The organism is Streptomyces glaucescens, assembly GCF_000761215.1.
Lineage (GTDB): Bacteria > Actinomycetota > Actinomycetes > Streptomycetales > Streptomycetaceae > Streptomyces > Streptomyces glaucescens_B.
The window spans coordinates 41,753-54,133 of the sequence record NZ_CP009439.1 but is presented as its reverse complement, the minus strand read 5'-3'; the positions used below and the strand labels follow the sequence as shown (position 1 = coordinate 54,133).

At 67.2% G+C, this 12,381-nt stretch carries 8 protein-coding genes, 2 pseudogenes and 1 CRISPR repeat array (1 of these 11 running past the window's edge); of the genes and pseudogenes, 6 read left to right on the top strand and 4 right to left on the bottom strand.

Features of this window, described 5'->3' with window-relative positions:
- The first annotated feature begins 6 nt into the window (after positions 1-6).
- Complete coding sequence (locus tag SGLAU_RS32230) at positions 7-834, top strand: DUF6585 family protein (RefSeq protein ID WP_043507485.1); 828 nt, start codon at positions 7-9, stop codon at positions 832-834.
- Positions 835-1,432: 598 nt separating this feature from the next.
- On the opposite strand, the gene SGLAU_RS35440 is transcribed toward SGLAU_RS32230, so the two are convergent.
- Positions 1,433-2,017 carry a hypothetical protein gene (locus SGLAU_RS35440; RefSeq protein ID WP_159072841.1) on the bottom strand — a complete coding sequence of 195 codons (585 nt, stop codon included), beginning with the start codon at positions 2,015-2,017 and terminating at the stop codon, positions 1,433-1,435.
- Between the two features lie 504 nt (positions 2,018-2,521).
- Here SGLAU_RS35440 and SGLAU_RS32225 point away from each other — a divergent pair.
- The 3 genes from SGLAU_RS32225 to SGLAU_RS32210 all read left to right on the top strand — a co-directional run bounded on the left by SGLAU_RS32225 (position 2,522) and on the right by SGLAU_RS32210 (position 5,915).
- Positions 2,522-2,818, top strand: coding sequence for a hypothetical protein (locus SGLAU_RS32225; RefSeq protein WP_043507482.1), 297 nt, complete (start codon positions 2,522-2,524; stop codon positions 2,816-2,818).
- A 1,616-nt stretch (positions 2,819-4,434) separates the two neighbouring features.
- Positions 4,435-5,148: a hypothetical protein gene (locus tag SGLAU_RS33100; RefSeq protein ID WP_052414186.1), complete on the top strand. Its 714-nt coding sequence runs from the start codon at positions 4,435-4,437 to the stop codon at positions 5,146-5,148.
- Positions 5,149-5,597: 449 nt separating this feature from the next.
- The gene (locus SGLAU_RS32210; protein WP_043507480.1) at positions 5,598-5,915 is read left to right on the top strand and encodes an Imm51 family immunity protein; all 318 of its coding nucleotides are present in this window, start codon (positions 5,598-5,600) and stop codon (positions 5,913-5,915) included.
- Positions 5,916-5,943: 28 nt separating this feature from the next.
- On the opposite strand, the pseudogene SGLAU_RS32205 reads toward SGLAU_RS32210, so the two are convergent.
- Positions 5,944-7,063: pseudogene (locus SGLAU_RS32205) on the bottom strand (IS630 family transposase).
- 864 nt (positions 7,064-7,927) lie between these two features.
- Between SGLAU_RS32205 and SGLAU_RS32200 the strand changes: the two are divergent.
- Together SGLAU_RS32200 and SGLAU_RS32195 are read left to right on the top strand one after the other, a co-directional pair.
- On the top strand, positions 7,928-9,190 hold the full coding sequence (locus tag SGLAU_RS32200) for a ParA family protein (protein ID WP_043507479.1): 1,263 nt from the start codon (positions 7,928-7,930) through the stop codon (positions 9,188-9,190).
- On the top strand, positions 9,187-10,320 hold the full coding sequence (locus tag SGLAU_RS32195; protein ID WP_043507477.1) for a ParB/RepB/Spo0J family partition protein: 1,134 nt from the start codon (positions 9,187-9,189) through the stop codon (positions 10,318-10,320). The genes SGLAU_RS32200 and SGLAU_RS32195 overlap by 4 nt, the downstream gene beginning before the upstream one ends.
- Positions 10,321-10,542: 222 nt before the next feature.
- On the opposite strand, the gene SGLAU_RS32190 is transcribed toward SGLAU_RS32195, so the two are convergent.
- Complete coding sequence (locus SGLAU_RS32190) at positions 10,543-10,854, bottom strand: hypothetical protein (RefSeq protein WP_043507475.1); 312 nt, start codon at positions 10,852-10,854, stop codon at positions 10,543-10,545.
- A gap of 140 nt (positions 10,855-10,994) precedes the next feature.
- Positions 10,995-11,102: pseudogene (locus SGLAU_RS34215) on the bottom strand (IS5/IS1182 family transposase); the annotation flags it as partial.
- 167 nt (positions 11,103-11,269) lie between these two features.
- A CRISPR array of direct repeats spans positions 11,270-12,381; the repeat unit is 29 nt; unit sequence GGGACCATCCCCGCGGGTGCGGGGAGCAG (it continues 733 nt past the right edge of the window).

Below are 12,381 nucleotides of genomic sequence, written 5' to 3'. Positions count from 1 at the left end.
GACGCCATGACAGAAGAACCGCAGCAACACTCCGAGCCCGGTCCCCTGTTGAACTTGGGCTGCCTGATGTTGCTGGTGGTTTTCGGCGGCTTGGCGACGATGCTGTACGGCCTGGGAGTGCTGATCTTCGGCGACACCCCGGCCGCGTCCGCCGTCACCGTCCTCCTCGCGGGCCTTGCCGCCTCGGTCCTGGGCGTCGCCGTCATCAAGCGGTTCCCCAATGCTGTGGAGATGAAGGGATACGCCCCGTCGGCACGCGTCACCCGCCTGGCGGCCGAGCGTTCACTGGGCGATCACGTCTTCACCCGCAAGAACACCAGCCCGCTGGAGATCGTGGCCGGTACGGTGGCCATCGGTACGGTGATCGTGGGAGCCTTGTGGGGCGTGAACTGGGTCTTCAGCAAGACGGGGACCGACATCCCCGGCCTTCAGAAGTTGGTGAGCACCGTGGTGCTGTGTCTGCTCGCGGTACTCGTTCTGGTGATCATCGCGCTTCCGGTCCTGTTGTGGAGAATGCCTAAGGGATTCGTTCGCACGCATCTGTACGCGGGCGGGTTCGTGTACACCTTCTACGGCCGCCCTCGCGCCGTGACCTGGGACGACGTCGACCGCCTTGTGCTCTCACGACAGGCCCACGGAGCCAATCTCTTCGGCGGCAGGGTGGTCGCCTACCACGTGATCACCCGTGACGGGCACCGCCTACGGATCGACGCCCTTCCCCACCTGCAATCGGACCCTCTGGGCGAGCACATACTGAACGCCGTACGACTGTGCCAGCGCCCGGTACTGGAGGGCGGCCCGGCGGCGGGCGACCCCGGACACCGGCGGATCTAGGACTGCTCATTGGAGGACCCGACGAGCATCGTCGCCGAAGGCCCGGCCCCTGCTGAACGCCTTGTCACGCTCAAGCTTGCTCATGAGAACCCGCACCCATGGCGCGGGCGGGCCTGCTCGGTTCAGGCCGCCTCTTCGCCCGGCGGGCACGGGCCGACCGCGCGGGCGGCGCACCCCACCCGCCGAGCCGTCCGACGGCGGGGACATCCCCGTGCGGATGTCGTTCCGCACGGGCGGCCCGTTAATCGAGGGGAGCTGGGCCGACGGTGAGGTGGCGCTGCGCAAGTTCCGGGCGTTTGTGTACGCACGGCAGTGCGCCCGGGTGAGCATCACGCTCGAGGTGGACGCCGGCCAGGAACGGGAGCCGCTGCGGACGTAGGCCGACGGCGTCGAGGGGTCCACTGGGAGCTGTGAAGCCAGCACCGGCCGGGCGCCTGTTCCTGTGTTTCCAAGGCGCGGCAGCGCCGGTGACGCCTGCGGAAGCGGGCGGTGACGCTGCTCTCTGCCTGTCCTTCGCAGGAGCGCAGTCCCCCGGCGTGTAAGCCGCTGGTAGGAGGTTAGCGCCTCATCGGGCTGCGGCTCACGGTCCAACAGGGTTTCAGCCGCTGCTGCTTGCACACTGATCGAGGTCAACTAGCGTGGGAATGAGTCCCCTAGAGGGTCTCATTTCGGTCACTGTCTCCGGCACCGTAGTGGGAGCCGTGCTCTCGTTAAGTCGACCGCCAGGGGTGCGTACCCAGGCTCGACCGGTTGAGTCAACAACGAGCAGCTTCCTGATCGGCCACGGTGCGGCGCCCTTCTGCGGGAAGTCCATCTCCAAGCGCTTGCAGGGCGGCAGCACGCCAAGCGAGTAGTAGCCGGAGTCCGGGTGACCGTTGAAGTCAAGGTAGATCCATATGTGAGCTGGGTCGAGCGAACGATTGACGACCACCAGGAGGTCATCCACTGGCCAGCGCCCAGCCTCGCCCCAGAAGTTAATCAGAGCAATCTGAGATCGCTCTTTTTCCCGCTGTTGCTTCTCGGACTGGGAAAGTTGGTCGTCGGCCAGTGCGTTGCTCTTTATGCTGCTGACGGCCTGGATCCCTAGGCCAGCGGCTGCCACAAGTGCCGCAATGACCATCGTGTGTCGTGCCCAGTCAACCCGCCGGTACCACGCGAGGCTGGCCCTTGCCCATCTGGTCACACGCCCTGTGGGTGGTTCTGGGGGTGAAGGTTCCTGTGGAGGAGTCGCGTGTGGCTGTCTTACAGGCGGTCGCGGGGGCGTGGTGCGGATTCGAAGACGGGGAGAACGAGGGTGTGTCATCTGGCCTCACAGGACGACGCAGCTTGCTGAGACAGACATCCGCCATGGGTATGGAGGTTGCACAGGTACAGCGCGCACTTTCGCGCAGCATCAAGGGCTCCTCCCCGGACCCTCTATACCGAAGTCGAGGTATTGGACGCCTGGTTCGGGACGATCGGTGCCAGGGCAGTGCTGACGGACGCCCTGGGCTCGGGATCAAGCACCAGCCCGGTCAGCGCGTGAACGTCACCCTGGTAGCGGACGATCAGGAAGTCGAAGAACTGTGCGAGCGTCCACGCCTCGCTGGACCGTGCTGTGCCCCAGCTGCTTCATCCTGCGCAGGTCCGTGAGGAACCGGTCCGCGTCCACCGGCCCAGCCGTCCACACCCTCGGCCGAGGAACCGTATGAACTCGAAGACCGCGCGACGATCGTCCTCGATCGAGCTGTCTGTGAGTCCGGCCCCAAGTCCGGCCAGTAGGAACTGGTCGGCCAACTCCGAAGGCCTCGCTTACTACTGCGGCTTCTCCCACTCCGCCGTCGGCCTGCTCACCGACGCTGAAGAGCGCCTGCAGCGCATCGACGCCAAGGGGATTCTCGTGGTCAGCGAAGCGGTCGCAGGAGCCGAGCGGGAGGCACAGTACGAGGCGCTCGATCGACGCGCACGGGAGTACGTGAAGGCGTTGCTCGCCGAGGGCCTGTGACGACCTGACCGTCGACGTCCGCATCGTGGCTGGCTGCCTGCGTCCGCCAAGGCGTCACCGGCGCTGGTCAGGCGTGCGCGGGGTACGGGGGTCCGCACGGGGCGGGTGCCCGCCAGTGCGGTGCGAGAGCTGGCCGCCTCCGACGGCGGTCAGCGGCAGCGGTGTTCAACAGGCCGCCGGTCAGCGGGCTCTCCCCCACGCCGACGTCTGCAAGGCCAAGGGGGCGCGTGGGGCTGCTCACGGTGACTGGCTTCGCACCCGCCGACTCCCCCAGACTGCTGCCGGGTTCTGAGACGGCATCCGGCCTCGGGACTGGTGACGCCGCATGCTCAGGCGTCGCGTATTCGTGAGCGAAGCGTTACCGGTCGACGACAGGCGTCGGAACGCTTGACCGCTGCGATCATTGCGCCGTCCCCGGCGCAGGCCGTGGCCCTCTCGCTGGGCTGCTCCCGGCTCACGCACACGTGTTCCGGTACGGCAGCGACGGCGCGAAGGATCCCCGCTCCACCTTGTCGAGTCTGCCTCCGGCGAGGGCGCACGCCAGTTTCTGCCGGCTCGGCACGCGTGTCCGCGATGGCCCCTACGTTCCACAACCACACCGCGCCGTCCGCGCCGTCGGTGACCTGGGTGCGGGGGTCGGGGGAGAACGTCATTGTGCGAACGGGGCTCGATTGGCTCTCCGCTGCCGCGCCGCTGAGGTTCTGCGGGCCGTTTTCGTCGGGCGCCCAGATCACGATCGCGCCGTGGGTCGTCCCGGTGGCCGCCGTGGTGCCGTTCGGTGAGAAGGTGGTGGCGGAGATCGCCGTACGGGTGGCCCTTGACCGGAGGCCCCAATCGGCGGTGCTCCTCGTAGGCATCCCCGATCCGCTACAGCGTCAGCGTGCCGGACGGGCTACCGGCGCCCAGGATCCGTCCTGTCGGATCGAATGCCACTGCCGAACCGACGTTGCTTCCAGGCAGGTCCCGGGCCCCGCCGCTGGGCATGGGGCCGGGATTGCCTACCGGCCACAGTTGCACGCTCGCCCCGGCCGGGTCGCCGCGCTTCCGGACCACCCGGGACAGCGGCTGGCTGGGCGCGATCCGCGGTCGGTCTGCCTGCTGAACGCCACCCGCGTGACAAGCTGAGGGAAGGTCGTCCCCATGGTGAGGCGCGCGAGCCTGTCCGCCAGCTCACCACATAGGCGCTGTCCGAGATGTGCAGCGTCCGACCGTCGGGCGTGTAGCTCAGCGAGGTGGGTGACTGCTTGGTGGCACAGGCGAAAGGGCGTGACTGCAGATGCGCCGGCAACGGCTACATGGCACTGCTGCTTCGACCGGCACAACGGGCTGACCAGTAGGGAGGGTGCTCGGCTGATGCTCGTGCCGCGCCAGCGAAGTCATTACGTCGTAATAGAGCCTCCTGCTGTTCCCAAGCCAGCAACGTTCAGCGGGATCTGACTAGCACCCGGGCGCCCAGGCCCTCGCCTGCGAAGCCACTCCTAGGTGATTCACAGTATGTGAATCACCTTCTCTGAGGCAGACTGGATCTCATGCCCCGTTCTGCCCGGAAGTCGCCGGACCCTGCAAAGCCCCTGGTCAGAGCATCGAAGCGGGTCGGTCACCTTGATACAGCAGCGATGATTGGTGAGCTTCGCCAGCTACACGAAGAGGCTGAGGACCAGCGCGTCAGCCGGATGCCGGCTGACGACGAGCTCTATGGAGCCCTGCTCTATCTGGAAGCCAACGCCCGCGCGTTGAGGAGCGAGACGGCACGCCGTCGCGCCGCGATCACACGGGTGCTTCTATGGGAGTACCTCCGCGAGCAGGTCGACCTTCACCAAGCCCGGGCCATCGAAGATGCTCGTGCCGCACAGGTGGCATGGGCGGAGCTGGCCCCTGCCCTCGCCGTCAACGCGGCCAACGCCGCCTACAACAAGGCGAAGCGCCTGCGGGCTGTCACTCTCGTGGACGAGCCGCACAGCGACCGGCCTGTGCGCCGCACGCCCGAGGCCGTGCGTGAGGCTGAGCGGAATGCCGCTGCCCGAGCTGCTGCTGAGCGCCGCGCCCAAGAGGAGGCCGCCCGCCGGCACGCCTTGCTGGAGCCCGTGGCGCAAGGTCTGATCGAGCATCGGACTGGCCTCGATGATGACGAGGACATGACTTTTTGGCTGGACCAGATCGAGGCCGTACTTCCCGGCTGCCACACCCCGACTCAACTGCTCAGCCTCAACACCTACGTCAAGGCTCTCGTCCGCGAGGCGCGGAGTATCGAGCGCAGCACCGCTCTGCCAGCCGCGACGACTGCTGAGGCGCGGCGCGCCCTCCAGGCGGCTACTGAGCTGGTCAGTTGACGCAATCCCTGCTGCACCCTGGGTTCTAGTGTGCTGGCCCGGGACGTTGGTGAGACGCGTGCTGTTGTCTGACGAGGTGAGGGGCATGTTCGCAATCCGGTCGCGGCTGTGTGGCTCACCTGGGATGGTGTCCGACATGGATTCCGAGCCGTGTACTGATCTCGCTCGTCACCATGGCAATTGCACCCTTGGCACCGGCCAGAGCCTCGAGACGGGTGAGTACCTGGTTCCGGGTGCCGTCTCGCTGTCATCGGCGTCGGCGGGGCAGCTCGCGGGACCGGCCCCGTGCCCGTATCGCCGGGCGCATCCCGCCACAGAGCACCGGTCCGAACTACGAACTCGTATGACGTCGATCGACTGCTAGTGCTGTGACCGCATAGGTTCACCGGGTTCGAGAGTTGTGAGGGACCGGACGAACGGTTCGGGTGGTGGGGTGAGACGATCGCGCCGTGACCATCCACCTCCATGACTTCGATGGTGAGCACTCGCTGACGTTGGATGCTGGCGGCCTGGCTGCCGATGCCGCAGTAGTTGCCGCCGGGCACGAGCCGAACGGGTACTTCTGGGAGGGGCTCGTGCGGTTTGCCTGGCCGGATATTGCCGAGCAGGTCGATTTCGACAGCGAGGCTGGCATGTTCTGCGCGATCGGCAGTTCGAGCGACCTCGCGCGGCTCAGGATGGCCGTTGAAGCCGTCATCACGAGCCCCGAGGCGGTCCGCGACATCATTGCCCGTGCGGAGGCTTCGGGCTTCGAGTTCGACGATTAATGCGGTGACTTCGCCGGGTTGAGCGGGGTCAGGCTGCGGCCGGCAGTGGCCTGCCGTCCCAGCGGAAGCCTCGTTTGCTGCGCACGCGTGCGCGTTCGCGGCGTTGGGCGGCCAGGACGTCGGGGTGGCGGGCGTTCTGGTTGCGCCAGCGCAGGAGGCGTGCAGGGCCCAGGTCTGGACGTTGTGGTTCGAATGGTGGGAGTTGGCGAGGGTGAACTGCCGCAGCGGCCCGAAGTGGGCCTCGATGGGGTTGGCTCAGGACGCGTAGGTGGGTGTGAAACACAGCTCGACCTTGTTCCTGGCCGCCCACCTGCGGATCTGCCAGTTCAGGTGGGCGGAGAGGTTGTCTAGGATCACGTAGATCGGGGCGCCGTCCGGACGGGCGGCCCGGATCGACCGCAGGGCGGCCCAGGTGTGGTCGATGCCCTTGCGACGCCGGTTGACACCCCACAGCTTGTCGTCGCCGACGGAGTAGCAGCCGTGGAAGTAGGTGACGCCGTGGGTGCGGTGGTAGGTGGCAGGCAGCCGGTCGGGGCGGCTCTGTTCGGCCCAGCAGGAGCCGGCGGTGGGGCGGATGCCCAGTGGCCCGAACTCGTCGAAGGCGAACGTGCGGTCAGGACGCTCGTTGACCGCGTACTCGATCCGTTCCAGCTTGGCGTCGAAGGCCGGGTCTGGAGATTCCTTCCAGGTCTTCGTCCGTTGGAAAGTGATCCCCCGGCGTGCCAGTAGGCCCCGTAGGGCCTCGCGGCCGATCCGGACAGGCCGGGCTATGTTCCTGCGAAGGTGATCGACCAGTTTGCGGACTGACCAGCGAGTGAAGGGCTTGCCCAGCACGGTGGGCCGGGTGGTGGCCGTCTAGATGACGAAGTCCTCGTCGTCACTGCTCAGCAGGCGGGGACGGCCTCCCGCCCACTGAGGGTTGAGGCATGCAAGCCCGATCTCGTTGAAGCGGTGGATCACGTCCCGGACGGTGTCCTCGTCCGCCTGAACCAGCCGCGCGATTACCGGACCGTGCTGCCGCCGGCCGAGGCCAGCAGCATCATCGCCCGCCGAAACCGTACCGAGCTCGTACTGCCCCGCCGAACGATCTGCTGAAGCTTCTGCCCCTTCTCCTCCATCAGCCTCCGGACTCTGACCGGTGGTGCCACCCCGCCTCCCCTGCTGGTTGGACTCCCAGCCAACACAACGAGCAACCCGGTGAACCTATGCGGTCACAGCACTAGCGAGGCCAGAAGGGCGGCCGACTTGTCCTCGAGCCTGGGTCAGCAACGGTTGGTTCTTCGGCCGTGACCGCCCGGCGCCGCACTAGCCCACGGTGCTCGCACCGCCGGAGCAGCGTGACCGAGGCCGAGTAGCCGACCGCAACCGCGAGTCGCTGGTGTTCGCCGAGAGGACCGGTGCCCCCGCCCGTCGTCCCGCCGGGTCCCTGGCCGAGGCCGGCTGGTGGTCGCAAGGACTACGCCGTCGGCGGCTGGGTAGAGGCGCTGCCCCCGCGATCCGCCTCCTTCGACCTGATCGTCCCGGTCGGCGCGGAAACCCCCTCCAAGACGCCCCCGACAGGTCCTCCGCGATGCAGCGGGGAACTGCGGATCACTAGGGGAGCAGTCCGGTGACCTGTTCCGCGTGACCGGCAACGTGGTTCGAAGGCAGTTGCATCAGGAACCCGCCCCTCTCACCGTCGACGTGGCGGTCTCGGATCACAGTTGATGGGGCACTGTTCCCATCCTGTGGCGTCCAACGCGACTCGGCGTGCGAGCAGCGGCCAACCGGATGAGGCCTGCATACGGCCGGGGTGATCTAAACGACACGCCCTCTGCCGTCTGCGGCGTGTCCAAGCTGTCTGTGTCCGGGGTGTGCTTATTACGCCGTAATAGCGGAGGCCGCCCTCCGGGAGGTGAGGGGGTACCTATTACGTCGTAATGAGCTTGAGCGCTGCCCGAGAGGCCCAACAAGTCATGCCAGCTAACGTGTCGATGCTGTAAAAGATCAAGGACGTTAGTAAGGTGTCTCGCATGAGTTCTCCAGCCACCTCCAGCGACCGCGAGAAGGTCGTTTCCAAGCTGCCGGGATGGCTCCGGCAGAACCTGAAGATCAGAGCCGCCCAGCACGGCGTTGAGATCCAGGCTGCCGTCGAGCAGGGCATCAGAGACTGGTGCAGTCTGGCGTCCACCACGTCGGCCATCGACACCTCCGGCGCCGACTCCTTCTCCACCTTCCTGCCCCCAGGTCAGTGGGAAGAGTTCCGCCAAGTCGCCGCAGACCGCGGCGTCTCGCTTATTCAGGGCCTGGCCCAGTCCGTCCAGCTGTGGCTCGACTCCAACCCGGCACCCGACGTCGCGCGGCCGGAGGTCACTCGCCGCATCATCGTCTGCAACCAGAAAGGCGGTGTCGGCAAGACAGCGATCACCGCTGGGCTGGGCGAAGCACTCGCAGAGGACCCCAACACCCTCCATGCTGTGCGAGTAGCCAAAGCACTTGCCAAGGCCCTGCGCGCGAGCGAGTCAGCATCTGAGGACGCCACCGCCAACGACCCGCTGGAAGTCGAGAACCTGCCCGGTCTGGGACTGCGTGTCCTCTTGGTCGACTTCGACCCGCAGTGCCACCTCACCAATCAGCTCGGGGCCGCGCCTCTGCCCATGCACGGTGACAGCCTCACCAACCACATGGCGGGGGACCCCAAGGGCGACCTGCGTGACCTCATCGTCTCCATCGACGAAGACAAGTTCGGCGGGCGTCTTCATCTCCTGCCTGCCTGCAACGATGCCTTCCTCCTCGACGTACGCCTGTCTGCCGTGCGTGCCAGGGAAGCCGCCCTTGAGCGCGCCCTCGCCCCGCTCGAGGCCGATTACGACGTAATCGTCGTCGACTGCCCGCCGAGCCTCGGCCTGAGCATGGATGCCGCCGCCTACTACGGTCGCCGCCGTGACGGCGAGAAGCCCGGCCAGTCCGGAGCATTGATCGTTGTGCAGGCAGAGGACAGCTCCGCCGACGCCTACGACCTGCTCACCACGCAGATCGACGATCTGCGGAGCGACCTGCAGGTGGACATCGACTACCTCGGCATCGTGGTCAACCTCTACGACTCCCGCCGTGGCTTCATCGCCACATCCTCCCTGCAAGGGTGGGTGGACATAAAGGATCCCCGCGTCGTCGGTCTTATCGGGGACCTGAAGGAACAGAAGGAAGCAGTCCGGATGAAGCAGCCGCTGCTGTCATACGCTCCCAGGTCACAGCAGGCGATTGGTATGCGAGCACTCGCCAGGGAGATCGCATGAGCAAGGCCGATCAGCTGGGCAGCGGCCGCTTCGGTGGGGGAGTGCGCCCAGTCAGCGCCCGCCGGCAAGCCGTTGCCGCCGCTACGGGTGTTCCCACCGAAGGTGTCGCCCCGCCCACCGAGCTGCCTCCGCACCTCATCAGTCTCAATCCCGACAATCCCCGTTCCAGCCTTGGTGACCTCACTGACCTCGTCGGCAGTTTGAAGACCCACGGTCAGAAGCAAGCCATCACGATCATGAACCGGGACGCCTACGTCAAGGCCAACCCTGACCGCGAAGGCGAACTCGAACCCGACACGCTGTATGTAGTCATCGACGGCAGCAGCCGCCTTGCCGGCATCCGAGAGGCGCAACTGCCCACGGTCAAGGTCATGGTCAGTGACGACCAGGGCACCACCCCGGAAGAGCTTCTCGAATCCGCCCTCGTCGCCAACATCCACCGTCAGGATCTCACGGAGATCGACGAAGCCCGGGCCCTGCAGCGACTTCTGGCCATCCACGGCAGCCAGACCGCCCTCGCCAAGCGGCTGCACCGATCCCAAGGCTGGGTGTCCCAGCGCCTCGCCCTGCTGAACCTCTCTCCCGAACTTCAGGCTCGCATCGGTCAGGAACCAATCGACCTGCTGCGGGCGGTGGGCAACAAGCCCCAGAAGGAGCAAGCGGCAGCCCTGGAAGGGTTGAAGGCCGAACGCGCGCGCAAGGAAGCGCAGAAGAGGGAGGGCACCAAGACGAGGCAGGGGAGGAAGGCTGCCTCCCACGGGGAACAGTCCGCGAAGATCCAAGGCCATTACGACGTAATAGACGAGGCCGAGTCGGACAGCTCGTCATCGAGCCTGCAGACACAGCAACCCGCTGACAAGGGGACAGTGGCGCAGGCGGTCCCGGAGCCCCGAACGGACTCGTCAGCGCCGGTCACTGACCAGAGCGCTGATGAGGACCGGCCGATCCGCAAGGTGCCGTACGACCAGCCAGGCGCCCTCGCCATGCTGCTAGACGCAAAAATCGAGAGCAACGACGTCTTCTTTGAGCTTCTGCGGTGCCTCGGCGCCAGAGGCCTGCAACGGGATGCCGCCCGCCTAGCCGATCTGGCACAAGCGTTGACGGAAGAAGCCACTTCACAGGTGAGCTGATCCGGAGGAATCTCCAACCAAGATTAGGGGCCAGCTCCTGCGGGAGCTGGCCCTTGGTGTGAGGGCCGACGGGCAGGCGGACAGCTCGCGTACGTGCCGCCGAACCCGGCGTGCAAACCTCGGCATGAAGGGACCATGCGCACAGCGCAGCGAGCCCATCCAGCGCTGAACACGCTGGCGCAGCGTGGGCATTCGGCCTGGCCGAAGCGGTGGGCAATCCCGTTAGGCCCTGACCCATGAGTTGTGCTGTGGCTCAGTGGGGCGGAGGTCGTAGAGGTACGAGCGGTTGTTCTTAAAGCTGCGCCAGACGGTGGCAGGAGGCTCAGGCTCGTTCCCGAGGCTGTTGACGGGGTAGGCGGTGACGAGGCCGCCGGCGATCTCGCAGTGCCAGCCTTCCTCTGGCCCCCAAACGCACCACACTTGTCCGTCGGTTCGGCGATAGGCGGGCCGGCCATTGCGCTCGCCGTCGGTCTGGAAGTGGTAGCGGAGGCCATCGACGTGGCGCACGAAGCTGAAGGTCTTAAGAGCCGTCATGCCTTCAGCACTCTATTGGCTGTGATTGAGGGTGGCGACGGAGTATTGATCGGGACTGGGGGCTCGTGTGCCATGTCTCATGCACGTAGCCAGAGGCGCATCGCTGGGAGGGCGACCGTGCCCCGGAAGACGTATGCCCGCTAGTCGTACCTCGTGGCCACCGCCCGGAAGTTTTTTAGGGCGTTGATCGTCCGCTCGACTTCGTTACGGCGCTTGTACTTCTCCTCGTCGAAGCCAACGGGTCGGCCCTCGACCCATCACTGATCGCTAAGGCGACCGCAGAAGGCCCCCACAGACCCCTCGACGCGGATGCTATCTAAGATTCGCGCCGAGGTCGGGCCGTGCTGGCGCTGGCCCGGCTGTGGTCAACCTGCGGGGAGCAGATCGCGCCGACCCACGCCGAGGTGAAGGTGCCGGGACCATCCCCGCGGGTGCGGGGAGCAGGTGCCGTGCGTCTCCCGGTACAGGCGCGGCGCGCCTGGGGACCATCCCCGCGGGTGCGGGGAGCAGCACGGTCCATGTGCGGAAGCCCTCGGGCTGGAGGGACCATCCCTGCGGGTGCGGGGCAGAGGAACCCAGCATGGCGAAGGGGCCCGCGCCAGGGACCATCTCCGCGGGTGCGGGGAGCAGACGTACATCGAGGACTGCTTCGGGTCACCGATGGGACCATCCCCGCGGGTGCGGGGAGCAGGCCGGAGCCGGGACCGACACAGGCGCCGCGTCGGGACCATCCCCGCGGGTGCGGGGAGCAGGTCGGGCGGCCCATGAACGGGGCGCCCAAGGCGGGACCATCCCCGCGGGTGCGGGGAGCAGCAGCCGAGCCCGCCTGGGAGACCGACGGGAAGGGGACCATTCCCGCGGGTGCGGGGAGCAGCCGACCCGCGCCCGGACCTCGCCCGTGCCAGCGGGACTATCCCCGCGGGTGCGGGGAGCAGGTTGCGGCGGTCGCGATCGCGGACGCCGTCTCGGGACCATCCCCGCGGGTGCGGGGAGCAGATCGCCGCGATCTGGGGCTTCGGTGCCCACGAGGGACCATCCCCGCGGGTGCGGGGAGCAGTCGATCGTGTCGCGCACCACGTTGCGGCGGGGGGGACCATCCCCGCGGGTGCGGGGAGCAGGGCTTCCAGCTTGGCGAGCAGCGCGGGGCCGGGGGACCATCCCCGCGGGTGCGGGGAGCAGAGGGCGTTGGAGGGGGTGGAGATGCCCGCGCTGGGACCATCCCCGCGGGTGCGGGGAGCAGGAACTGGTCAAACTGAACGAGGTCCAGGCCCAGGGACCATCCCCGCGGGTGCGGGGAGCAGGCGAAGAAACTGTAGACCTGGAAGGGCAGGTAGGGACCATCCCCGCGGGTGCGGGGAGCAGCTGCGGCTGCTGATCGTGGCCGCGCCGACCATGGGACCATCCCCGCGGGTGCGGGGAGCAGCCCGTCCGGCTCCCGAGGTGCCATGAGGGGGGACCATCCCCGCGGGTGCGGGGAGCAGGTCGTGATGGGTGCCTTGTGCGGGGGGTGGGGGGGGACCATCACCG